Genomic DNA, 23,144 nt, shown 5'->3' with positions numbered 1-23,144 from the left:
GATGCGGTGGATGGCTTCCGCCCCATATCATTGATGTCGAGGGGGAGGTCGTTGCGGAGCGGTCACGGAAGACGTGCCGACTTGGAGTAGACTAGAACGAAGAAGACGCCGGTCAAGGCTGAGCGGTCCGGCAGGCGAGAACCGCCACCTTCTGGCTTCGGCGGATTAAGCGGCAGCAGCGGCTCCACAACCGCCCAGAACGTATCAGGGAACAAGGATCTGCTCATGCCACCCAGGACGCGTCAAGCACGGGTCTGTTAAAACGGCTCAGCCCTCGTTTTGAATGGCTCCATCGCTGTCTCCTTCCTCCTCCAGCAACGCCTGTCCTTCTGCTTCCAATGCACCCACTTTGGCAGGCTCCAACCCGAAGCGCTTCGCCACGTCCGGAGCGTACCGCAGCAGGTCCGGTCGCAGGCGGATGAGTGCCAAATCCTTCACCTTGGCTTCCAGCATCACATCGAAGTCGAGTCCTTCAGCGATCCGCATAAAGGTGATGAACTCGAACGGATTGCAGAAGTCTGCATGGCCGGTGTTCACCGGTGCGACAAGCAGGGTCTTCAGCTTTCGTGTCCCTTTTTCCTTGCGCTTGAGCTCTCGCATCTCCGTACGTGGCGAAGAGAAATGGACTTTCGGCCGCTGGCCTTTGGGCCAAGTTCGCAATATCCGCTCAAGCGCGTCGCGCATGGCAAAATTATCCGGATTCAAACACCAAAAGTGCTGATGGTCGAAGATCAGCCGCACGCCCGTGTGTTCATGGATCCATAGGATGTCGGTAACCGAGAAGCGGATATCGTCGTGCTCCAGCACCAAGCGGCGGCGTACATGCTCCGGAAGTTTCTGCTTCCAGGTTTCGACCCAGCGTGCATTCGCCGCGGCGCGGTCGCCATAGGTCCCGCCGACATGAACCACCATCACGGCCTCGGGCCCGAGCCCCATGCGATCAAGCATTTCCGCCTGGGAGCACAAGTCCCAGATGCTCTTATCCACCAAGGCGGTGTCGGGGCTGTTCAACACCACGAATTGGGAGGGATGAAAGCTCAGGCGGATATCATGCTTCTTCGCTTTGGCACCGAAGGCTCGCAGCTCCGCATCACTGTCGCGCACCATGGAATGGAACTGCGGCATGTCCGGGTGCGTAGCGTAGGGCGCCAAGTCGGACGACAGTCGGTACATGCGGATGTCATGCCGGTCGAGGTAGTCCAATGCCCGATCCATGTATTCGAGCGAGACCTTGAGATGAGGATTTTGCTGCCAACGGTGGGTGTCGTTGCTCTTGATGTCCGGAGCACCCATCAGCTTGACGGGAACACCCAGGCGCAGCGGCCGCGGCATAACGCCTTCAGCACTTGGCGACACCTGTTGGCCACACACACTCACGCCGTCACCTGCATATCGGCTTCAAATCCAAGATCACTTATGAAGTTGTTCCAAGCAGCAGGTAGCAACGCACCGCCTGACGCTTGGGGATGGCCGTTGCCATAGTTCACTGGGTCGGCCCCTTCTGGCCGATGCCGGCGCAGAAACTCAATCAGGTCGACGCCTGGTCCGGATCGCGCGGCGAAGTGCACCCATCCGGGACGATAGCCGGCATTTGCGGCGATCACGACCTTGCCCTTCAACCGCTCCTTCCATTGCTGCGCAATGAGGGGATGAATTTGGCAAGCTGAGTGCAGCCAAATCAGGGCTACGTCGCCGCGGATCCGGGGGGCAGCGCGGCGACCGTCAACCAGCGCCTTCTGCACCTCGGCCTTGGCTGCCTGCAGGGACGCGGTTTCGGGGTACTCGCCCGACAACACGGCCTTGGGTCCATCCGCCTTCAACAGCAGTGCCAGGGCGGGACCAACATCGCCGGCACTGGCCCGGCGCGGAGCATTTAGAAGGGACACGGCCTTACGCAAGGCGGTGATCCCCCAGCGTTCACGCGCCGAAGCAAATTCGGGAAAACCTGCCGCCTCCTCCATGTCCCCGATGATGCCGAGTGCTGCGAGCCAGAGAAGATCATCCACCTCTGCCACTGCACCGGCACACCACCATGCCAGGAGGGAGGTGGTGGGCGTTGGGTGCAGGCCATGGCCACTGATCAGCAATGCCTCCTGCGGGATGCCGGTTGGCACGTGATGGTCCAGAAGGATGGTCGCCATGCCCGGCAAGGGTGGCTCGGCACGGGTACCAAGATCGGCCACGATCAGGCCACCAATCTCCTGGGCACGCAGTTCTGCCGCCATTTCCGACGACCAGACGTTCTCCCCACGGCCAAGTACCCGGATCCTGGTCTGTCGCCGACTACGCTCGAGTGCGTGGGACAGAACGACCGCTGACGAGAGTCCGTCCGCATCGTGGTGGCCAAGGATCAGAATAGGCCTCTGCGGGACAAACGCTTTCAACGCCTTATGAAAATCCTGCCGGCGCGCTGCCACCCAGGCTTCGTTCGAACAGCTTCTTTCGATACTTGCATCCAACAAGGGTCAGCCAGTCCTTTGCAACAGATGGCGGTGTCACCGCCAGATCAGTTGTAGAAGGGCTGTAGCTCGAGCAAGTTTCCAACCGTCAAACCGTCTTTCCAACGCAAGGCCACCGGGCGATGGCGGCACGGGAGACCTTTGTCATCAGGCGGTGCACCCAGATCATGCCTTGGCACGGAGCAGCTGGTCGTCTGAGGTCAGGGAGACGTCGGCCGCATACGGCCGTATCGGGGGTATGCGAGAATCTTGGTCTGGAAGGCCCAGAACTCGGGTATCCGCGCAAAACAGCCGTGGGTCAGTTCGCCATGGCAGCCATGCTCCGGCCGTTTCACGCTGCGATGGAAGACGTGATCGAACTCGGCGCCCGGAGCCGACTGGCGCGCCAGGGCGAGAGCCGGCGTGATGCCGCAGCAGAGACACTGGCCAGGGAAGGGCTCGGCCGCGGTGACCTTGACGGTCTCCATACCGTACGGGGCAGCTTTCGGCGAAACAGGGCGACCAAACCCGTCAGACCCTGACGCCCCTTGTCGAGAAGATACCGTCAAACCCAAATCGGGAACTGACCGTCGCTAAGGCATCAGCCAGGAAAGGGGTTGGGCATGTCCGCCTCAGCGAAGCCACCCGCCCGCGAGGCGGTTGGGGAAGTCCTCCAGCTCCAATGGCCGCCTCGGATCAGCTGGACCGACGACGGGTTGGCGAGATCTTCCGAGGAACGCCCTGGTCAGGGTAAAAGTCGAGCGGAAGGCGGTGCAGGGCCGCCTGCAACGCAACCCAAAGCGTGGCCGATAGGCCGGTGGAACTAACTGGCCAGCCAAAGCATGCCGCAAAACCCAGTAAGTCCTATGATGCAACCAAAAACGTAGCCGATCCAGCCGGTACCTTCCTGAGAGTACTCGGAACGAATGGGAGCGGCGGCTTCGATCATGGTGGGCATGGCTTCACCCTGCGGTTAGGTAGTTTGCCAAATACACAACCCTGAGATGAATTTCAACTTGGTTTTGCTGCCGTTGAGTAAGCTGGCTTGGCGGAACGCTAGATAGGATGCAGCCGACTTGGGGAGCGGAACAGCATCGCAGGCTGGACGGGCCACCAGCAACGCCTGGGGCTGGGGCGACGAAGCTATTGCTACAGAGCGGGGAAAATGGCTGCGGCAGCCTCAAGGGAGGCAATGACAGCGATAACGCTGAACCCCCCTGGAGCTTCCTCAATGGCCATGCGCCGTGCAACTCCCCTCGCAGCCGTCCTGCATGGGCATGTCGCCCTCAACCTCCTTGAATTGGGTCTCGCCGGACCTCGCCGTCATGGAGGCATCAAGTGGATGCTGATAGGGCTGCGCGCAGATCTCGACGTTTGGCTTGACCGGATAGCGGGGAAGGGCGCGTCAGCGGAGGCCGAAGGCTGATAGCCTGGCTGCGACGGGATCTATCAGTCCGTCAAACCGACGACATCGCAAACAGCCGGAGCGGTGAGATGCCTTGGGAGAAACCTTCGCCGTAGATGGCCCGGAATGGTCTCCGCAGGTCAAGATGCTCACCAGTTCAGTTGCATGCTTCTCAGCAGGGCCCGTAGGTTATTCCACGCGCTCAGCCGGCTGGGGAGGACACCATGCGCACAAAATTTATTGCGGTTTTGGCAGCATTTGCCGTGGTCACCTTTGTAGCCGTTGGGCAGGAAGCGGTCCGGTTTGATAAGCCGTTCTTCACTATGGATGGTGCCGTGCTCTGTCCGCGCCAAGATCAGATCAATGCAGTCCGCCGCGCGCTGGAAGACAATGACCGCGCTGCTGCTGACCGGATGAGTGCTGCAGCCTGCAAGGTCATTGGTCCGGACATTCGCCTCAATGTTGTCTCTGCCCCGGGCATTCGGGATCCGGACGTTGAAGTTCGAGTAGCCAGCGTTGCTGGGCTTGACCCTTCGCTACCACGCGGCTCGCGTTGGACTCTCAAAACCATGGTCCGGAACTAGCCAGACGCTTCATTCCTGAGGGCCGGCTGGCATTCGATGCAGAGGCCGCAAGAAGTTCGCGTCGGCCTCCCGAGCTTAGCGTATGGCAAGCGGCCTGACGACGCGCAGAGCGAACTTCAGGCTTGGTTGAGCGATTGCCTGAGAGGGCGGCGCTAGGGCTGGCCGCAGCGAGGAGCCCCCCGTATGAGTCTGGACGTAACTCCCTCCGCCCGCCAGACCACGGCCTTTCCAACGGCCGCCGGCATCCTCTTCGGCCTTGGACTTGGCGGCTTCTTCGATGGCATCGTGCTGCACCAGGTCCTGCAATGGCACCACATGCTGACCAGCGCCGGTTACCCGGCCAATAGCATCGCCAATCTGCAACTCAATACTCTGGCCGATGGGCTATTCTACGCCAGCACCTATGTCTTCGTGGTCGCTGGCTTGGCCATTCTGTGGCGGCGGGCACGGCGGGCGCATCTACGCTGGTCTGGCAAGCTGCTGGCCGGGACCCTGCTGATGGGCTTCGGCCTCTTCAACCTGATCGAGGGGATAATCGACCATCACATCCTCGGCTTGCATCATGTGAACGAGACGGTGCCGCGCTCGCTCTGGATCTGGTGGGACCTTGGCTTCCTTGCCTGGGGTGCGGCAATGCTCGTCGGCGGCTGGTTGCTGTGGCGGCGTGGCCAGTGGAATACTGGCCCAGCAATAGCTGGCGCCGTAGAATGAGCGTTTTGGTGTCTGGATAGTTTAGCGACCAACCGACCGACCGTGTCGTTATCAGGTCACCAGAGCAATCCGATCATGCAGGCTCGTATCCTGCGACGGTGCAGTAGCTTCGGCATTCGTCTGGGGCAACATGATGGCGTCTTGGTAGACCGCGATCCACCCCGACCGAAGGCCGCCGCCTTTGGCCTTGGTTTGGGTGATGCCCGCGGCACGCCACACCCGCACCCAGCGAACCGCCGTCGCAGCCGCAACCTCGAAGCGATCGGCCGTAGTGCGCCATGACATGCCGCCCTCAACCGTCGTCACCAGCCGGAAGCGCCGATCTAGACAGGCTTCTCGCAATGCAAGCTGGCCTCCGTGCCCAGCCGGCAGGGTGACCAGTCTCCAAGACCTATAGGAATTCCGAATGACTCTGACGGTTCGGATTTTGCTCTGGATCTGGGGTCATAGTCAGAGTTCCAGACAGTCAGTCGTTCGTCGACTGACATAGCCACAGCGCCTTTGCTCGCGTCGAGGCTGCTTCCACGCTGAAATTATTCTGGCTCGATCCCCGCGCGCTGAATGATGCCACCCCATTTCGCCCGCTCGCGCTCCGCGTAAGCTGCAGTTTGCGCAAGATCCATCACCATTGGTTCGACCACCATGTCGCGCAGCATGCCGAGCACTTCTGGTGATTGAACCGCGGCTGTTGCCAATCGGTTGATGTCGCGTTGCACCGAAAGCGGCGTTCCGGTGAGATGATGGATCATCGGAATTCAAATACGCGCAGCAGCTGCAGGACCGCGGCGTCACCATCATACACGCCGCGATTTTCCGCTGGATCCGGCCTGGACACCGGAGCTGGAGAAGCGGATTCCGGCTCCACCCGCTGCTCTCCAACGGCTCGTGGCCGGCCGACGAGACGTATGTGACGGTGAAGGGCTGCTGAGCCTACCTGTACGGCGCGGTCGCCAGCCGCGGCCAAACCATCGACCGCCTGCTCTCGGTCAGGCGAGACACCGCGGCCCCGGACGGGCCAATCAGCGGCTCGCCTTCTCCAAACCACATAGGACAGGTGCTGCTGCACGAGCTCCACCCCGGCGGCATCGCGGTGACGGACAATCTCGGCAGCCACAGGGGCGCAGGCGTCAGGGCCGCGATCGAGGCTGCAGGGACGAGCCTGCTCCAACCCCCCCCATAGCCCGGACTTCAATTCCACCGGGTGAGAATTTGCCAAGTTGAAGCCAGGCTGCGCAAGACGGATGAGCGCACCCTCGATGACCCCGGGCGCAGCATCGGCCGCATCACCGGCACCTTCGCATCAACTACTTCACCGCCGGCCACGACGCAGAATGATACAAAAACGATCTAAAACTGAGTGACTTGAGCTCGCCTGCCTAGGGGAAGGCGCCAAGACATTTCGACAGTTGCGTTGCTGCTTTCGCGGTTTCGCGATGAGTGCAGCTTGGTCTGCCGCTGCAACGCGCAAATGGTCTAGTCTGGTTGCAACCCCTGGCAAGGATCGACGACATGGCGACGCTGACCGTGAATGGCATGGAACGCCGATACGATGGCGATGGCGAGATGCCGTTGCTCTGGTTCCTGCGGGATGAGCTGGGATTGACCGGCACAAAATTCGGCTGTGGCCAGGCGCTGTGCGGTGCCTGCACCGTGCATGTCGACGGCACGGCGGTGCGGGCCTGCCAGACGTCCATCTCCTCGATTGATGGTTCGAAGGTCACCACCATCGAGGGGCTTTCGGAGCAGGGCGACCACCCTGTGCAGGTCGCCTGGCGGGACCTCAATGTATCGCAATGCGGCTACTGCCAGGCGGGGCAGATCATGCAGGCGGCCTCGCTGCTGAAGGACATCCCCAATCCCGGCGACGACGATATCGATACGGCGATGAGCGGCAACCTCTGCCGCTGCGGCACCTACCCGCGCATCAGGGCCGCGATCAAGCAGGCCGCGAAGGGAGGCCGGACATGATCGAGAACATCAGCCGGCGCGGACTGCTGGCAGGTTTCGGCGCCGGCAGCCTGGTGCTCGCCATCGGCATCCCGCCGGCACAGGCCCAGGCAAAGGGCTTCGGCGCCGATGGCATGCCAAACGGCTGGCGCGATGACCCGAAGCTGTTCATCGCGCTCGCCGAGGACGGCACCGTCACCGTCACCTGCCATCGCTCCGAGATGGGGCAGGGCGTGCGCACCTCCATCCCGATGGTGGTGGCCGAGGAGATGGAGGCCGATTGGGCCCGCGTCCGCGTCACCCAGGCCTGGGCCGATGAAGGACATTTCGGCAACCAGGATACCGACGGCTCGCGCAGCCTGCGGCATTTCTTCACCCCGATGCGCCATGCCGGCGCGGCGGCGCGGATGATGCTGGAGCAGGCTGCGGCGGCCCAATGGGGCGTGCCGGTCACCGAGGTGAAGGCGGCGAACCACGCGGTGCTGCATCAGGCGACGCAGCGCTCGCTCGGCTTCGGCTCGTTGGCCAAGGCCGCGGCCGCGCTGCCGGCACCGGACCGGGCGGGGCTGCGGCTGAAGGACCCGGCCAGCTTCCGGCTGATCGGCAAGGACGCTAACGGCCTGCTCGACAACCGCGACATCACCACCGGCCGGGCCATCTACGGCATCGATGCGCGGGCCGAGGGCATGTACTACGCCGTGGTGGCGCGCCCGCCGGTCTTCGGCGGCAAGGTCACCCGCTTCGATGCGGCCGAGGCGATGAAGGTGCCCGGCGTGGTCAAGGTCGTCGCCATCGACCCACCCCCTATCCCCTCCGAGTTCCAGCCGCTCGGCGGCATCGCCGTCATCGCCCGCAATACCTGGGCGGCGATGCAGGGCCGCGACAAGCTCCAGATCACCTGGGACGACGGGCCGCACGCCGGCTATGCCTCGGTGCCCTACCGCGCAGCGCTGGAAGCCGCGGCGCGGCAGCCGGCCAAGGTGGTGCGCAACGGCGGCGACGTGGACAAGGCCATGGCCGGTGCCGCGAAGAAGCTGGAGGCGGAATATTACATCCCGCATCTCGCCCAGACGCCGCTGGAGCCGCCGGCGGCCCTGGTGCGGATCAGCAACGGGGTCTGTGAGGCCTGGGCCTGCACCCAGGCACCGCAGGCCACCCGCACCCGACTGGCCGAGCGGCTGAAGCTGCCTGAGGACAAGGTCCGGGTGAACGTGACGCTGCTCGGCGGTGGCTTCGGCCGGAAGTCGAAGCCTGATTTCGTGCTCGAGGCGGGGCTTTGCAGCCAGGCAATGGACGGCGCCCCGGTGAAGGTCACCTGGACCCGTGAGGACGACATCCACCACGGCTTCTACCACACCGTCTCGGTCGAGCGGATCGAGGCGGGGCTGGATGCCGGCGGCAAGCCGGTCGCCTGGCTGCATCGCAGCGCGGCACCCACCATCGGGTCCATCTTCGCGCCCGACCCGAAGCATGAGCTGCCCTTCGAACTGGGCATGGGGTTGGTCAACACGCCCTTCGCCATCCCGAACATCCGGATCGAGAATCCGGAGGCGCAGGCGCATGCCCGGATCGGCTGGTTCCGCTCGGTCTCCAATATCCCGCATGCCTTCGCCATCCAGTCCTTCGTCGCCGAGCTGGCGCATGCCGCGGGACGCGACCCGAAGGACTACCTGCTCGAGCTGATCGGCCCGGCGCGGGTGGTGGACCCGACCAGCATCGGCGACGTCTGGAACCATGGCGAGGACCCGAAGCGCTATCCGATCGACACCGGCCGGCTCCGCCGGGTGATCGAGGCGGCCGCCGCCGGCATCGGCTGGGGCCGCGCCATGCCGGCAGGGCGGGGGCTCGGTATCGCCGGGCACTACAGCTTCGTCTCGCATGTCGCGGTGGCGGTCGAGGTCGAGGTCGGCGACCGCGGCGCCCTGACCATCCCGCGCGTCGACATCGCCATCGACTGCGGGCCGCAGGTGAACCCGGAACGCATCCGTTCGCAGATGGAAGGCGCCGTCGTCATGGGGGTGGGCCTCGCCACCTCGGCCGAGATCAGCTTCAAGGATGGCCGTGTTGAGCAGAACAATTTCGACAGCTACGAACTGACCCGAATGGAAAGTACGCCGCGGGAAATCCGGGTGCATCTGGTGCCGTCCGGCAGCTACGAGGGGCCGCTGGGCGGCGTCGGCGAGCCGGGGTTGCCGCCGGTGGCGCCGGCGATCGCCAACGCGGTCTTCGCTGCTTCGGGCAAGCGGATCCGGCAACTGCCGATCCGTGACCAGTTGACGACGTGAGGGGCAAAGCGATGCGAGTCAGGTTCTGCGGATTGCGCCCGGCGATGTGGCTCGGGGCGTGTTTGATCGGAGCGGCCCTGGCAGGCCCCGTCCTGGCTTCGCCATGCACCGATCAACTCGATGCTTTCCAGAAGCAGCTGGATAATATGGCGGGCACCGCAGGCGCCGCCTCCTCCGGCGGCCAGGCCGTGGCTGCGGCGCGGGAGGGGCAAGCGCTGCAGCCAAGCGCCACCACCCCCACGCCACCCTTTCAGGACCCGTCGCGTGAGGCCCAGGCCAACCAGAGGGCAGCCGATGCGGGTGCCGGCGGCGACCGGGTGATGCAGGCCAAGGCCAGTATCGAGAAGGCCCGGGCCATGGCGGCGCAGGGTAATGACGCGGGCTGCCTCGATAGCCTGGGTCAGGCAAGGCGCCAGATCGCGCCATAAGCCTCAGGTAACCTCTGTTTGGTATCGTTGCTGCGGGCAGCTCAGGATGACGGTGGGATGCGGCTGGCCGATGTCCACAACTGCCCTGCAGATCGAAGTGAACGGAATGGCTGCCGTATCCGGCATCCTGCAAATTCCTGAAATGGCGATCGCTTGTTGCGTGATTGCGCATGGTGCAGGCGCGGGGATGACCCATCCATTCATGGCGGCGGTCGCCGACGGCCTCGCCGAGCGGCGGGTTGCCACGCTGCGCTACCAGTTTCCCTCCATGGAGCGTGGCTCGAAGCGACCTGATAAGCCCGCCCTGGCACAGGCCACGGTCCGTGCCGCCGTGGCGGTAGCGGCCCGCCTCGTGCCTTCATTGCCGCTTTTCGCCGGCGGCAAATCCTTTGGTGGCAGGATGACATCGCAGGCGCAGGCAGAAGCCGCACTTCCCGCGGTACAGGGCTTGGTTTTCTTCGGGTTTCCACTGCACCCGGCGAAGAAGCCGTCAGACACGCGCGCGGCGCATTTGTTCCGGATCGACAGTCCCATGCTGTTCCTGCAGGGGACCAGGGATGCATTGGCGGACATGACCCTGCTTGAGGCTGTGGTCGAGAAATTGGGTCAGCGGGCAAGCCTTTTCAAAGTCGATGACGGTGATCACGCCTTCCATGTTCCCAGACGATCAGGCCGGGCAGACGCGGAGGTGCTGGCGGAGATGCTCGATGAGCTTGTCCGATGGATAGCCGCCACGGCGCGCCGATAAGTACCGCATGATGTCACCGGCCAAGCATGTCTCCGTACCCCTCCGTCGGGCCATCGCCAATCTGCTGCGCCTGGCCAATGCCGGGTTGCGGGATGCAGGCGTCCTGATGAAGAGCGGCAGCCTGCGGAATGCCGCGATGAGTGCATCGTCCGCGGTATCCTACATGGCTGCGGCAACCGTCACGCCGGAGCGAGGACTGCCAGCCGATCCGTCCGAGGCCGAGCCCGGAGCGTTGGACGAGAGTAATCCGGTCAAGGCGCGCCTCGAGGAGCTGGCGGGTGACTTCCACCAGGACCGCGGCTTGCTTCCTGATGGCCGCCTACCGAAGGCCCCGGATGCGCCGGCACTGCGGGACCAGATCGAGCGTGCCGTCGCGCTTCTGGATTGCCTGTCGAAGCATTTCGAAGTCGATCTCGGCAGGGAGGAACTGGCCGGAGCCGTATCACCTGTTCGGCCCATCCCCGTGCCCAGGCGTTCAGCATCACCGGCTTCCGAGGCTGATGAGTCGCTGGCCGCGCCAGCGCGGCCAAAGTCTAGGCGTCAAAAGACGCCTGACGATGGAGCTTCGAGCCCGGCAAACCCGATCCTCAAGGCGAAGCGCGGCAAGGTGTCGGCTGCTGTCGCTTCATCGCCGAGCCCCGCCCCTGTTCCACCACCCTCGGCCAGCCAGGTCTCCTCCACTGTCTTCTGGTCTCTCGTGGACCGCTGGGGTGTGTCGGACCTCGATGCCCTGGCCCTGCTGGGCCATGCCGGTGGGCTGACGCAGAAGGGTACGCGGCCCCGCTTCAAGCTGTCGGAGGCCGAGAACGAGATGATGGCGCAGCTTCAGGATATCGATGCTGCACTGGATGCCTTGGGACTGGAACCTCGCCAGTGGCTCCGGGAGCCTCTCTCCGGCGCGCCCTTCTCCGGCGCCGATCCCATCACCTTCGTCACCCAGCATCAGTTGCCCGGCGCTCGTGAACTGCGGCAGCACATGCTGCAGCAGGGCCTGCGGCTTTCCCTGCAGCAGCGGTAGGGCCGCTGCCGCTGGACGTGGCGAGCAAGTGTCATTGACCGGCGATCGTGCTGCCTGGTTCGTCCGCTATGTCAGAGCAACAGGCCAGGAGACGGAGCGGAGCGCTCGGCACCGTCCTGCCTCTGGCCGCGGGCGACGACGACCAGCGCGCCATCGGGCAGCGGCCGTTGCAGCGTCAGCGCCGCCTCGGCCGGCGCGGTCATCCACTGGTCGATCTCCTCCGGCGTGGTCAGGATGACCGGCATGGCCTTGGGGTGGACCGCTCCCACCTCGCCATTCGGCGCCGTCGTCAGGAAGCCAAAGAGGTCATTGGTCGTCTCGCCCTCCTTGAGCTTTCGCACCGAGGTCCAGCGCGTCCAGATCCCGGCGAAGACCGCCAGCGGGCGTGCCTCATCAAACGCGAACCAGACTGGCGGGTGGCTGCCGTCCGGCAGGGTCTCGTTCTCCGAGAAGCTGGTGAAGGGCACGACGCAGCGATGCTCGACGCCGAGCCAGCGCCGCCAGTGCGGCGACGCCACGTTGCGGACGTTGGTGACACCGGGGTCGGTCTTGCGGCCCTTCAGCGCGAAGGCCGGCGAGGGCATGCCCCAGCGGGCCATGGCAAGCTCCCGGCCCTCCGGCTGGTTGCGGACGATCGGCGCGGCGTAGTCGGGAAAGACGCCCGGCAGCGGCGGCAGGTTGCCCGCCCGGTCGGTCATGGCCCTGGTGAACTCGCGGATCGCCTGCTGGCCCTTGGTGATGCTGTAGAGATTGCACATGCCCAGCCGCTCCATCCCGCCTGTGGCAGCGCCAACGCTTGACTTTCGGCTGCGACGGCAGCCCGCAACGCCGGTCCGGCGCGCCTGGACCCGGCACGGCGGTGGGCACGGTGCTGATCCTGGTCTTCCTGTCCGCGCTCTACGCCATCTAATTCCGGGCGCGGCCGGACGCCAACGCGCCGAGGAGCGACATGCCCCTCTGCCTGCCGAGTGAGAACGCACCGATCCTAACCTCGCATCGGGAAAAGGCCGGGCACCATGCGCGTTGCAGACGCGCGGCGATGCCGTGCGGGCCGGATCCCGTCCTGGCCTTTCGCCCGGACGCGGCGATCCCACCCCGGTCCGCATCCGCCGCCTCATTCCCTGGAAAGACCGATGCCATGACCGACAAGTCTCCCAGCCCGATCCGCGCCAACGGCCCCGGCACCCCGGACGGGCCCATGCTGCCGATGCCGGCTGGTATCCTGCCCCCCGCGCCCATCGACCTGGGCATGGCGAAGGACGGCGCCGTGGAATTCGAGAATTGGCGGGGCGAGGCGGACAAGCCGGCCGCCCCGCCGCCCGCACCGCTGCCGCCGGACCAGCGGGTCGGCTTCGCCATCATGGGCCTCGGCCGGCTGAGCCTGGAGGAGATCCTGCCCGCCTTCGCGGCCTGCACCTCGGCGCGCCCGGTCGCCCTGGTCTCCGGCAGCCCGGAGAAGGCGCGCACCGTCGCCGCGCAATACGGCATCCCGGCGGATGCCGTGTACGGCTATGACGAGGTCGGGAAACTCGCCGACGACCCGCGGGTCAAGGCGGTCTATGTCGTGACCCCCAATGGCCGGCACCGCGACGACGTGCTGGCCGTGGCGAAGGCCGGCAAGCATGTGCTCTGCGAGAAGCCGATGGCCAATACCGCGGCCGAGGCGCGGGAGATGGTGGAAGCCTGCCGCGCCGCGGGCGTGAAGCTCATGATCGCCTATCGCTGCCAGTACGAAGTCTCCAACCGCGAGGCGATCCGCCTGATCCGCTCCGGCGAGCTCGGCCGCCCGCGCGTGCTGGAAGCGGTGAATACCCAGGTCCAGGGCCCCGGCAGCCAGTGGCGGCTGAAGGCGCCGCTGGCCGGCGGCGGCGCGCTGCCGGATATCGGCCTCTACTGCCTGAACGGCGTGCGGGCGATGCTGGGGGAGGAGCCGGTCGAGGTCTTCGCCCGCATCGTCAATCCCGAAGGCGACGACCGCTATGCCACGGTCGAGGAGACGATGGCCTTCATGCTGCGCTTCCCCTCGGGCGCCATCGCCAACTGCGCAACGAGCTACGGCGCGCACGAGAGCAAGGACCTGCGCATCCGGCTGGAGAAGGGCTGGATCGACCTCGAGAATGCCTTCGCCTATCGCGGCCAGCGCCTGCGGGTCGCGCGCCGCAAGGGGCAGGACGAAGCGGTCGAGGAACTGCGCCTGGGGGCCAAGAACCAGTTCGCGCTGGAGATCGACCATTTCGCCGCCTGCATCCTGCAGGGCGCCGTGCCGCGCACGCCGGGCGAGGAAGGGCTGCAGGACCAGGTCCTGATGGAAGCGCTCTACCGCTCGGCGCGGGAGGGCAGGGCGGTGGCCATCCCGTCGGTGGCAGGCACCGATCCCTTCCGCGGCGCCGGGCCGGGCTGAGGCACCACCGCCGGATGATGCCCCGGTCGGCTGCCGCAAGCCGGGCGACCGGATGCCCGTGGGATGCTAGGCTGCCCCGATGAACGCATCGGGACAGGCATTTCCACGATCCGGGACCATCCTCGCCTCCGCCGGCGCCCTGCTGCTGCTGGGCAGCCTGGCCCGGCCCCTCGCCGCCCAGGACCGCCCGGTCTTCCCGCCGAACCGGGACGTCACCGTGACCTACCGGGTGGAGCGGGATGGCCAGCAGCTCCATCTCCGCCTGGCCTGGTCGGCGGCGCTGCGGGCCCTGCGGGCCGAAGCCGAGGCGGGTGCGCCGGCCTCCTTCGGCGGCATCCCCCTGCCGCCGGGCAGCCGGGTGGTCATCGACCGGGGCGCGGGCCGTGCCTTCGCCGTGCAGGAGAGTACCGGCCTCATGGTCGACCTGCCGCGGCTGGCAAGCCGCGCCGAGGCCGCGGAGCGCGAACTGTCCACCGCCCAGGCACGGCGCGAAGGCACCGACCGCGTGGCGGGCCTGCCCTGCACGGTCTGGCGCCTGGTGCCGCGCCAGGCGTCATCGTCGCGGCGCCCGGTCCGCGTCTGCATCACCGGCGACGGCGTGCCGCTGCGTGCGCAGGAGGAAGGCCAGCGGGACAAGGCGGAGGCGATCAGCCTCCGCTACGGGCCGCAGGACCAGACCGCCTTCCGCCCGCCGCAGGGTGGCCTGGGCGGGGAGGCGGGCCGGGCCCTGGGCCGCATGCTCGGCGATGTCCTGCGGGGTGGTCCGTGAGGCCGCCGGGCCGGCCCGTCCCCTGCGCCGGTCAGGCCGCCTTCAGGGCATCGTAGACCGCACGTTCGTAGGCCCCGTAGACCGCCATGGTGCGGGCATCGCCGAAGGGCAGGACCTGGGTCATGATCAGGGCGGCGACCCGGCGGGCCGGGTCGATCCAGTAGTGGGTGTTGAACAGCCCGGCCCAGGTCAGCGAGCCCGCGCTGCGGCCCTGGGGACCGGGCTGCATGTTAATCATGGTGCCGAGGCCCCATTTCAGGCTCGCACCGGGGAAGAAATCGACATCGGTGGAACGCCGCGGCTCGGTCGTCTTCAGGATGCCCGCCTCGATGCCGCCGATCTGGTTCTGGCCCATGAGCGCGACCGTCTCCGGCCGCAGGATGCGGGCGCCGTTGAAGCTGCCGCCGTGCAGGAAGATCTGCAGGAAGGTCATGTAGTCGGCCGCCGTCGAATAGAGGCCGCCACCACCGGCCCAGAACTCCGGCGTGAAGGGCGTCTCGAAGGGCTGCGGCTGCAGGGTGCCGTCCGCCTGCCGCTGGTGCACGCTCCCCTGGCGCGCCCGCTGCGCCGGGGTGATGGCGAAGCCGCTGTCCTTCATGCCGAGCGGGGCGAAGATATGCTCCTGGAAATAGGCATCGAGCTTCTGGCCGCTGGCGTGCTCGACGAGCAGCCCGACCCAATCGATGTTGACGCCGTATTCCCAGCGGTCGCCGGGATCGAAGGCCAGCGGCATGCGCAGCGAGGCGATGCGGCCCGTGCTGGTCGAGGGCATGCCGGTCGCCTGGACGTAGCGCGCGGTATTCGCATCCCACTGCTCGTAGCTGAAGCCGGCGGTATGGGTCAGCAGATGCTTCAGCGTGATCGGCCGCTTCGCCGGCCGCAGCTGCGGCTTGCCCGCGGCATCGAAGCCATCCAGCACCTGCGGTGCCGCAAGCGCCTGGTCGATGCCCGGCACCGGCTCGTCCAGCGTGAGCTTGCCCTGCTCGACCAGCTGCATCGCCGCGACGGAGGTGACGGCCTTGGTCATCGAGGCGATGCGGAACACGGTATCCGGCGTCATCGCCGGACCGGCCGAGAGATTGCGCGTGCCGAAGCTGCCTTCGTAGAAGACGCCGCGGTCCGTCGCGGCCATCGCCACCACGCCCGGCACGTCCCGCGCCTCCACGGCCTTGCGGAGGACGGCATCGATTCCGGCCCGGAGATTGGCCGCGCCCTCCGCCCCGGCCGCTGCCGCGGGATCCGCGCCCGCGATGGAGCCGAGGGTGGTGGCGGCCGCGGCCCCGAGCAGGGTGCGGCGATTCTGCGGTTGGTCTGCCATTGTCGTGTCCTCCGTCGCCGCCTCGCGGCGATGCCGAGCTTCACCCAGCCTCGGCGGGACAGGAAGCGATTGTTGGGACCGGCCCGGGAACGATATGGCTCGCCGAGGCCTCAGGCGGCTTCGGCCAAGCTGCGCACCGCCGCCGTCCGTGCCGCCGCGGCCGCGGCCAGCATCTCGCGCCAACCGGCGGCCCTGGCCTCGTCGCCGGCCAGCACGGCCGTCATCGCCGCCGCCATGCGCCGCACCTCGGCCGGCGCCGGGCCGCCGACGACCTGGCGCGAGGCGACCGACCGCACCGGGTCCAGGGCCTCCGCGACCTCCGCCGCGGTCAGGCCGGAAGCGCGCCCGGCTTCCTGCTGCGTCGCTGCCTCGACCATCTCCAGGGTCGCCTCATGCGCGCCGAGGCCGCGGTCCATCAGCATCCGCACCACGGCGCCGGCGACGTGGTGCGCGGTGCGGAAATCCATCGCGCCGCGCCGCACCAGCAGATCCGCCAGGTCGGTCGCCGTCGAGTGGTTGGCCCGCGCCCGCGCCAGCAGCAGCGGCGCATTCGGCTCCACCGTGGCGGCGGCGATCCCGGCCAGGGCCAGCGCCCGCCGCGCTTCCAGCAGCCCGGGCCAGACCATCGACAGGCCCTCCCGGTGGGCATCCAGCGTATTGGTGAAATGGCTGCCGCGGATGCAGCCGGCCGCCGAGCCGAAGGCCGCCGCCACATGCGCCGCCTTCGCCTTCAGATGTTCCAGCACCACGGGATTCTTCTTCTGCGGCATGATCGAGGAGGTGCCGCAGACGCTGTCGGGGAATTCCACCGCGCCGAACTCATGGCTGACAAAGACGAACATGTCCTGCGCGAAGCGGCTCAGGGTCAGCGCCATCTGCGCCGCCGCCGCGGTCAGCTCCACCGCGAAGTCGCGGCTGGCGACGCAATCGAGCCCATGCTCCAGCACGCCCTCGAAGCCCAGCAGCTCGGCCGTGTACACGCGGTCGATCGGGAAGCCGGTAGTGGCCAGCGCCGCGGCGCCCATGGGCGAGAGGTTGATGCGCTTCCAGGCATCCACCAGCCGCGCCGCATCCCGCTGCAGGGCGGAGGCAAGCCCGGTGAGGTAGAAGCCGAAGGTGATGGGCTGGGCCGGCTGCTGATGGGTATAGCCCGGCATCACCACCTCGGCGAAGCCGGCGCCGCGTTCGAGCAGGGTGTGGCGCAGGGCATTGGCCGCCTCCAGCAGGTCCAGCAGCGTGTCGCGGGCGCGCAGCCGGTCGAGCGCCGCCGAAAGGTCGTTGCGGCTGCGCCCGATGTGCAGCCGGCCGCCGGTATCCGCATCGGTCAGCGCGATCAGCCGCGCCTCGACGTTGAAATAGGCATCCTCCAGCGCCGGGTCCGGCTCGATCGCGCCGGGGCCCTCGGCCTCCATCCGCAGCAGCGCGGCGGCGATGCGCCCGGCGGTGGCCGGCGCCAGGATCCCCTGCCGCGCCAGCATCGCCAGATGCGCCTGGTTCAGGGCCGAGAGATAGGGGAAGGCCGCGACCAATTCCCCGGCCAGGCGCGGGCGGTAGATATGCTCCAGCAATTCGGGCGCCATGCCCTGGGTGAGGCGGCGGCTGACCTTGGAGGCGGACATGCGCGGGACCTTCAGAGTTGCAGCGCGCCGGGCGCGGCCACCGGCCGATGCCCGGCCGCGGCCAGGTGGCGTTCCAGCCAGCGCGACAGCGCGGTGAGGATGGAGCAGATGACGAAATAAACCAGCAGCACGAAGCCATAGATCTCGAAGGCCGGATTGATCCCGAGCATGACCGTGCTGCGCTCGATCACCAGCCCGCCGGCCTTGAGGAATTCGGTGACGCCGACCAGGGCGCCGAGCGAGGTGGACTGGATGATCAGCGCCAGCAGCCCGGTATAGGCCGGCAGCACCGCCCGCAGCGCCTGCGGCCACAGGACCCGCAGGTAGATCTGCCAGAGCCGCAGCCCGAGCGCCGTCGCCGCCTCCGCCTGGCCCTTGTCCACCGAACGGATGCCGCCGCGCACGATCTCCGCCGCATTGGCCCCGCCCCAGAGCGAGAGGCCGAGCGCCACGGCCGGGAAGGGCGCCAGCGGCACGCCGAGGAAGGGCGCGCCGAAGAAGATGGCGAAGATGGTGACGATCAGCGGGATGTCGCGGAAGGTCTCGACGTACAGCGCGACCACGGCGCGCAGCGGCCGCGACTTCAGGCTGGCCAGGGTGCCGAGCGTGACACCCAGCACGGTCGAGGCCGCCAGCGTCACCGCCGCCAGCGACAGCGTCGCCTGCAGGCCGATGAGGAAGAGCGGCAGGTTCTCGAGGATCAGGCTCATCGGCGGAAGGGCGCCTGCAGGCGATGTTCCAGCATCCGCACGCTGGCCGAGAGGCTGAGCACCACCGCGAGGTAGCCGACCAGCAGCACCGCCAGCATCTCGAAGGCACGGAAGTCGGAGGCGATGCGGTCGAAGGCGACGCCGGAGAATTCCTGCACCCCGATCGCCGAGAGATAGGCGCTGTTCTTGATGAGCGAGACGCCGGTGTTCAGCATCGCCGGCAGCCCGATCCGCACCGCCAACGGCAGCCCGACCAGCAGCAGGTACTGCGCCCGGCCGAGCCCCAGCGCCCGCGCCGCCTCCCGCAGTCCGGGCGAGACGGCGGTCAGCCCGCCGCGGATATTCTCGACCTGGAAGGCCCCGGCCCAGAGCACCAGCGCCAGCACCCCGGACCAGAACAGCGACAGGGTCAGCCCGATCACCGGCAGCCCGAAAAACACGAAGAACAGCTGCACCAGCAGCGGCGTGTTGCGGATGAACTCGACATAGCCGGCGACCAGCGGCGCCAGCAGCGGCACCCGCAGCACCCGGATGCTGGCGCCCAGCAGGCCCAGCACCAGCGACAGCAGGATGGCGATGCCACTCGCCTCGATCGTCAGCAGCAGCCCTGCCCGCAGCGCCGGCAATTGCCGCAGCAGATAATCGAGGTCGAATTCCATCGGTCAGATCAGCGCGCGGCCGGACGCGGGTCGTTGAAGGCGGAGGCGTAGAAGGGTCGCGTCTCGGCCGGCACCCACTTCTCGAGCCAGGTCGCGTAGAGGCCTTCAGCCTTCATCCGCGCCAGGGCGGCATTGACCCAGGCCATCCATTCCGCCTCGTTCTTGCGGATGCCGACGGCGGCATCGGAGACGGCGAAGGCCTCGCCCACCAGCCGTAGGTTCGGGTCGCGGGCAGCGATCACCACCAGGGTCGCGGCATCATGCGCATAGGCCTCGCCCCGTCCCTGCAGCAGCGCGGTCAGCGCATCCGCCGCGGTATTCAGCCGCATGCTGTTCAGCCCCGGCATATTGGCATCGAACCAGCCGGCCTGGGTGGTGCCGCGCAGCATGATGACGGTGCGGTTGCGGACATCGTCCAGGCTGCGGATCGGACTGTCCTTCTTCACCAGCAGGTCGGAGCCGCCCCAGCGATAGGGTTCGGAGAAATCGACCACCCGCGCCCGTTCCGGCGTAATGCCGAGGGTGGCGATCAGCAGGTCCACGCGCCTGGCCTGCAGCTGCGGGATCCGGTTCTCCGCGGTGACGCAGCTCAGCTCGATCTTGTCGGCGGAGCCGAAGGCCCAGGCCGCCATCTGCCGGGCCATCTCCACCTCCACCCCGGCATAGCCGCCGTCGGAGCCACGGAAACCATAGGGCGGCTGGTCGCAGCGCACCCCGGCGCGCAGCACGCCGGCGCTACGGATCGCCTCCGGCAGCGGCTGCGCCATGGCGGGGAGGGCGCCGGCCAAGGCCAGGGCGAAAGCCTGGGCGGCGACGGCAAGGCGGCGGCGAAGCATGGTCATGGGCATCTCTCCGGTTGGGGGCTCAGGCCTTGCGCACCCGGCCGAGCCGTTCGGCGACGATTTCCGCCGGGTTCGCCACGAAATCGCGGGCATGATAGGCGGCGCTCATCACCGGCACCGCAAGCCGATGCGCGGCGCCCGGCAGCGGCAGGGCGGGGAAGGGGATATCGGCGAAGAAGGCGCGCCGGTTGGTCCGCCCCAGCACCAGCTGCGCCGCATGCCAGCCGAGATAGGTCATCAGCGCCACGCCATTGCCGTTGCAGCCGACGGCATGCATCACGCCGTCCTGCTCGGCGATATGCGGCAGGCGGTCCGCGGTCATGCCGACGAAGCCGCCCCAGGCATGGGTGATCCGGTACTCCGCCAGCTCCGGCCAGATCCGCAGCATGCGAACGCGCAGGCGCAGCGCCAGCGCCTCAGGCTCGGCCTGCACCGCGCGCGGCCGGCAGCCGAACAATATCCGCGTGCCATCCGGCGAGGGCCGCGCATAGGTCAGCTCCTTCCGGCTATCCGTGACCATCCGGCGGTGGGGGATCAGCCGGTCCATCAGCGCGGGCGGCAGCGGCTCGGTGGCGATCTGATAGCTCATCACCGGGATGATGCGGCGATGCAGCCAGGGGCTGGCCGCATCGGTATAGCCGTTGGTGGCGAAGAGCACATGGTCCGCGACCACCGCGCCGCGCGAGGTCCGCACCCGGTGCCGGCCATCCGCCCGGCGCTCCGTCCCCAGCACGCGGGCATGGCTGTGCAGCACGGCGCCGGCACCGCGGGCCGCCTGGCGCAGCGCCCGGTTCAGCTTCGCCGGATGCAGCCCGCCGTAGTCCTCGACGACGAAGCCGCCGTGGAAATAGTCGCTGCCGACCTCCTCACGCTGCTCCGCCCGGGACAGGATGCGGATGCTGACGCCGGTCTTGGCCCGCAGCGTCTCGGCGTTGCGATGCAGGGTCGCCAGATGCGCCGGGGTGAAGGCGCCGAAGAAGCGGCCGACCAGCTGCAGGTCGGCATCCAGCGTCTCCCGCGCGACCAGCGCCTTCAGGAACTCGAAGGTCACCTGGCTGTCCTCCAGCGCCGCGGCGGTCTTGGCGGCGGGCAGGCCGCGCAGCGCCTCGGTCAGCACCAGCTTCTGCCCGGAACTGACCATGCCGCCGGAGCGGGAGGAGGCGCCGCCGCCGAGCGCCCCGCCATCCAGCACCGCCACGGCAACCCCGGCCCGCGCCGCCTCCAGCGCCGCCGAAAGCCCGGCGAAGCCGCTGCCGACGATCAGCATCTCCACCTCTGCCGGCAGCGGCGCCGCCTCGGCCGTCTCGGGCGGGGCGGCATCCCACCAATAGGGCTCGGCGCGGAAATCCGGATGGAAGGGGGTCATCAGTCCAGCATCTCTCCTGCGGCGGCGCGGGCGGACAGGGCGGGGTCACGCGGCAGCGCGAACCGCGGGCATTCACCCCCGGCTTGGCCGATGCCGTCAAATGCCTCAAACCAGGCTTTCGATGCTCAGGAGGCATGGGCTTGGAGCCGAGGCAGATCGAGGTCTTCCGCGCCATCGCCCGCCATGGCGGCTTCTCCCGCGCCTCGCGGGTGCTGGGCACCGGCCAGCCCTCGCTCACCCGCAGCATCGCCCGGCTGGAGGCCTCGCTGGGCTTCGCCCTGTTCCTGCGCGGCCAGGGCGCGGCGCGGCTGACGCCCGAGGGCGCCGCGTTCCTGCGCGAGGTCGACCGGTCCTTCATCGGCCTCGACCGGTTGCGGGTGGCGGCGGAGGATATCCGCAACTTCGGCACCGGGCGGCTGCGCATCGCCTGCCTCACCGCGCTCTCGAGCGGGTTGCTGCCGCGGGCGCTGCGCCGGTTCATGGCGCAATTCCCGGAGGCCACGGTCTCCCTCCAGGTCCGGCCGTCCAGCACGATCTATGAATGGGTGGCGACCCAGCGCTGCGAGCTCGGCCTCGCCGCCCCGCGCGACGGCTTCGCGGCGGTCGAGGAGGAGACGCTGATCTCGCTGCCCGGCGTGCTGGCGGTGCCGCGCGGGCATCGGCTCGGCCGGCTGCGGCGCGCCGCCCGGCCGGAGGATCTGGCGGGCGAGAATTTCCTCGCCCTGGCGCTGGAGGAGGGGGCCCGCCACGCCACCGACGATGCCTTCCAGACGGCCGGGCTGGTGCCGCGGATGCGGCTGGAGACCCAATATGGCGCCACGCTCTGCGCCATGGTCGCGGCCGGTCTCGGGGTCGCCGTGGTCAATCCGGTGGTGGCCGAGGACCACGCCACCCTGGCGCTGACCATCCGGCCCTTCGCGCCGGAGGTCCTGTTCACCTCACGCCTGCTGCGGCCGCGCAACGCGACGACGGATCGCCTGGCCGAGGCCTTCGCCGCGGTGCTGCGGGAGGAAGCGAGGCAGACCGCCGCGCGCCTGGCCCCGCAGGCCTCGGGCCTTTGACCCGCGGCGGCGGGGCGATCAGCCGCGCGGGCTGCCGACCCGCGTCCCGGCGAGGGTGGCGCTGCTGCCCGGGGCGGGCGCATAGGCCAGCGCCTGTTCCCGGCCGCCGCCCACCAGGCTGGCGACCAGGCCGGAGCCGGGCTGCGCCATGGTCGGGCCGGAATATGCGACGCTCCGGCTATTGCCCTCGCCGGTCAGCCGGGCATAGCCGCCGCCCACGATGTTCTGGCTGGGCACGTCGTAGATCACCTGCGGGCCATCGCCGCCGCCGATCAGGCGGGGCCCCTGGTCCAGGGGTTGGCTCTGGGCCTGGGCGGCGCCGGCGGCACCGAGGGCAATCAGCGCGGCAAATAGGGTCGTGCGGGTCATGGTCTGCTTCTCCATCCGGGAAGGCCGGTGCTGCGGGCTGAAAGCCCTGCCGGCCTTGGCTTGATCCGGAAGATGGTCGTCGCCGCCGCCGGTGGCCAATGCGAAGCCCGGATGAAGTCCATCCACCGGATGGATGCGAGGCACAGCGTGGATCAGGCCCATATGGAGATGCGGGACCGTCCAGCCGGATCCATGTCCCAGGAGAATGCCATGCCTCGCCAGGAGAAGCCCTCGCCACCGGCGCCCACCCTCGATGCCGCCGCCGCACGCTACTGCAAGTCCTTCGGGGAGGATGCGCTGCCCTGCCTCTGCGGCGTCGCCGGTGCCGCGGAGGCCACCGCCATCGCCATGCTGACCTTGGCCGTGGCCCGCCGCCAGCCGCTGCGCTATGCCGCCGTTGCCGAGGCGACCGGCCTGCCCCAGCCGCCGCTGCACGGCGCCCTCTAGGAATTGTCCCGGAGCCCCG

General features: G+C 67.9%; 24 protein-coding genes. 11 read left to right on the top strand and 13 right to left on the bottom strand.

Annotated features, from left to right (window positions below; translation table 11 throughout):
* Positions 1-267: 267 nt before the first annotated feature.
* The 3 genes from uvsE to AC0IW9_RS15680 all read right to left on the bottom strand — a co-directional run bounded on the left by uvsE (position 268) and on the right by AC0IW9_RS15680 (position 2,926).
* Positions 268-1,332, bottom strand: coding sequence for a UV DNA damage repair endonuclease UvsE (gene uvsE / locus AC0IW9_RS15690; RefSeq protein WP_471649212.1), 1,065 nt, complete (start codon positions 1,330-1,332; stop codon positions 268-270).
* A 41-nt stretch (positions 1,333-1,373) separates the two neighbouring features.
* Positions 1,374-2,459, bottom strand: a complete 1,086-nt coding sequence (locus AC0IW9_RS15685) for a DHH family phosphoesterase (RefSeq protein ID WP_471649211.1) — start codon at positions 2,457-2,459, stop codon at positions 1,374-1,376.
* Between the two features lie 200 nt (positions 2,460-2,659).
* Positions 2,660-2,926, bottom strand: a complete 267-nt coding sequence (locus AC0IW9_RS15680; RefSeq protein WP_471649210.1) for a hypothetical protein — start codon at positions 2,924-2,926, stop codon at positions 2,660-2,662.
* Positions 2,927-4,067: 1,141 nt separating this feature from the next.
* Here AC0IW9_RS15680 and AC0IW9_RS15675 point away from each other — a divergent pair.
* Both AC0IW9_RS15675 and AC0IW9_RS15670 read left to right on the top strand, forming a co-directional pair.
* Entirely contained in the window at positions 4,068-4,427 is a 360-nt protein-coding gene (locus tag AC0IW9_RS15675; protein ID WP_471649209.1) for a hypothetical protein, read from the top strand.
* Between the two features lie 183 nt (positions 4,428-4,610).
* Entirely contained in the window at positions 4,611-5,138 is a 528-nt protein-coding gene (locus tag AC0IW9_RS15670; protein WP_471649208.1) for a DUF2243 domain-containing protein, read from the top strand.
* A 51-nt stretch (positions 5,139-5,189) separates the two neighbouring features.
* Here AC0IW9_RS15670 and AC0IW9_RS15665 read toward each other — a convergent pair whose 3' ends face one another.
* Both AC0IW9_RS15665 and AC0IW9_RS15660 read right to left on the bottom strand, forming a co-directional pair.
* Positions 5,190-5,423, bottom strand: a complete 234-nt coding sequence (locus tag AC0IW9_RS15665) for a hypothetical protein (protein WP_471649207.1) — start codon at positions 5,421-5,423, stop codon at positions 5,190-5,192.
* Between the two features lie 248 nt (positions 5,424-5,671).
* Positions 5,672-5,887 (bottom strand): hypothetical protein, encoded by a 216-nt coding sequence (locus AC0IW9_RS15660; protein WP_471649206.1) that lies wholly within the window; start codon positions 5,885-5,887, stop codon positions 5,672-5,674.
* Between the two features lie 760 nt (positions 5,888-6,647).
* On the opposite strand from AC0IW9_RS15660, the gene AC0IW9_RS15655 reads away from it, so the two are divergent.
* The 5 genes from AC0IW9_RS15655 to AC0IW9_RS15635 all read left to right on the top strand — a co-directional run bounded on the left by AC0IW9_RS15655 (position 6,648) and on the right by AC0IW9_RS15635 (position 11,564).
* Entirely contained in the window at positions 6,648-7,106 is a 459-nt protein-coding gene (locus AC0IW9_RS15655; protein ID WP_471649229.1) for a (2Fe-2S)-binding protein, read from the top strand.
* A complete protein-coding gene (locus AC0IW9_RS15650) occupies positions 7,103-9,370 on the top strand; it encodes a xanthine dehydrogenase family protein molybdopterin-binding subunit (RefSeq protein ID WP_471649205.1) in 2,268 nt (755 codons plus the stop codon). Before AC0IW9_RS15655 ends, AC0IW9_RS15650 begins: the two co-directional genes overlap by 4 nt.
* A gap of 146 nt (positions 9,371-9,516) precedes the next feature.
* The gene (locus AC0IW9_RS15645) at positions 9,517-9,798 is read left to right on the top strand and encodes a hypothetical protein (RefSeq protein ID WP_471649204.1); all 282 of its coding nucleotides are present in this window, start codon (positions 9,517-9,519) and stop codon (positions 9,796-9,798) included.
* A gap of 70 nt (positions 9,799-9,868) precedes the next feature.
* On the top strand, positions 9,869-10,546 hold the full coding sequence (locus AC0IW9_RS15640) for an alpha/beta hydrolase family protein (RefSeq protein ID WP_471649203.1): 678 nt from the start codon (positions 9,869-9,871) through the stop codon (positions 10,544-10,546).
* A gap of 7 nt (positions 10,547-10,553) precedes the next feature.
* On the top strand, positions 10,554-11,564 hold the full coding sequence (locus tag AC0IW9_RS15635) for a hypothetical protein (protein ID WP_471649202.1): 1,011 nt from the start codon (positions 10,554-10,556) through the stop codon (positions 11,562-11,564).
* Positions 11,565-11,635: 71 nt separating this feature from the next.
* Here the strand turns inward: AC0IW9_RS15635 and AC0IW9_RS15630 are convergent, their stop codons facing one another.
* Positions 11,636-12,322: an SOS response-associated peptidase gene (locus AC0IW9_RS15630; protein ID WP_471649201.1), complete on the bottom strand. Its 687-nt coding sequence runs from the start codon at positions 12,320-12,322 to the stop codon at positions 11,636-11,638.
* 380 nt (positions 12,323-12,702) lie between these two features.
* Here AC0IW9_RS15630 and AC0IW9_RS15625 point away from each other — a divergent pair, with 380 nt between their 5' ends.
* Both AC0IW9_RS15625 and AC0IW9_RS15620 read left to right on the top strand, forming a co-directional pair.
* The gene (locus AC0IW9_RS15625) at positions 12,703-13,965 is read left to right on the top strand and encodes a Gfo/Idh/MocA family protein (protein ID WP_471649200.1); all 1,263 of its coding nucleotides are present in this window, start codon (positions 12,703-12,705) and stop codon (positions 13,963-13,965) included.
* Between the two features lie 79 nt (positions 13,966-14,044).
* Positions 14,045-14,734, top strand: coding sequence for a hypothetical protein (locus AC0IW9_RS15620; RefSeq protein ID WP_471649199.1), 690 nt, complete (start codon positions 14,045-14,047; stop codon positions 14,732-14,734).
* Between the two features lie 31 nt (positions 14,735-14,765).
* On the opposite strand, the gene AC0IW9_RS15615 is transcribed toward AC0IW9_RS15620, so the two are convergent.
* From AC0IW9_RS15615 to AC0IW9_RS15590, 6 genes are all read right to left on the bottom strand, one after another.
* Positions 14,766-16,052, bottom strand: a complete 1,287-nt coding sequence (locus tag AC0IW9_RS15615) for a serine hydrolase domain-containing protein (protein WP_471649198.1) — start codon at positions 16,050-16,052, stop codon at positions 14,766-14,768.
* Positions 16,053-16,162: 110 nt separating this feature from the next.
* Positions 16,163-17,671 (bottom strand): argininosuccinate lyase, encoded by a 1,509-nt coding sequence (gene argH / locus AC0IW9_RS15610; protein WP_471649197.1) that lies wholly within the window; start codon positions 17,669-17,671, stop codon positions 16,163-16,165.
* An 11-nt stretch (positions 17,672-17,682) separates the two neighbouring features.
* A complete protein-coding gene (locus AC0IW9_RS15605; RefSeq protein WP_471649196.1) occupies positions 17,683-18,381 on the bottom strand; it encodes an amino acid ABC transporter permease in 699 nt (232 codons plus the stop codon).
* Positions 18,378-19,040 (bottom strand): amino acid ABC transporter permease, encoded by a 663-nt coding sequence (locus AC0IW9_RS15600; protein ID WP_471649195.1) that lies wholly within the window; start codon positions 19,038-19,040, stop codon positions 18,378-18,380. The genes AC0IW9_RS15605 and AC0IW9_RS15600 overlap by 4 nt, the downstream gene beginning before the upstream one ends.
* An 8-nt stretch (positions 19,041-19,048) precedes the next feature.
* Entirely contained in the window at positions 19,049-19,882 is an 834-nt protein-coding gene (locus tag AC0IW9_RS15595; RefSeq protein WP_471649194.1) for a transporter substrate-binding domain-containing protein, read from the bottom strand.
* A 22-nt stretch (positions 19,883-19,904) separates the two neighbouring features.
* On the bottom strand, positions 19,905-21,248 hold the full coding sequence (locus tag AC0IW9_RS15590) for an NAD(P)/FAD-dependent oxidoreductase (RefSeq protein ID WP_471649193.1): 1,344 nt from the start codon (positions 21,246-21,248) through the stop codon (positions 19,905-19,907).
* Positions 21,249-21,388: 140 nt separating this feature from the next.
* Here AC0IW9_RS15590 and AC0IW9_RS15585 point away from each other — a divergent pair, with 140 nt between their 5' ends.
* Positions 21,389-22,309: a LysR substrate-binding domain-containing protein gene (locus AC0IW9_RS15585; protein WP_471649192.1), complete on the top strand. Its 921-nt coding sequence runs from the start codon at positions 21,389-21,391 to the stop codon at positions 22,307-22,309.
* A gap of 18 nt (positions 22,310-22,327) precedes the next feature.
* Here the strand turns inward: AC0IW9_RS15585 and AC0IW9_RS15580 are convergent, their stop codons facing one another.
* Positions 22,328-22,678 carry a hypothetical protein gene (locus AC0IW9_RS15580; protein ID WP_471649191.1) on the bottom strand — a complete coding sequence of 117 codons (351 nt, stop codon included), beginning with the start codon at positions 22,676-22,678 and terminating at the stop codon, positions 22,328-22,330.
* Positions 22,679-22,888: 210 nt separating this feature from the next.
* Here AC0IW9_RS15580 and AC0IW9_RS15575 point away from each other — a divergent pair, with 210 nt between their 5' ends.
* Positions 22,889-23,125 carry a hypothetical protein gene (locus AC0IW9_RS15575; RefSeq protein ID WP_471649190.1) on the top strand — a complete coding sequence of 79 codons (237 nt, stop codon included), beginning with the start codon at positions 22,889-22,891 and terminating at the stop codon, positions 23,123-23,125.
* The last annotated feature ends 19 nt before the right edge of the window (positions 23,126-23,144 follow it).

Source organism: Belnapia sp. AC561 (assembly GCF_979252845.1).
Note: the sequence above shows the minus strand (reverse complement) of the source record. Positions and strands in the feature narration are given on the sequence as shown.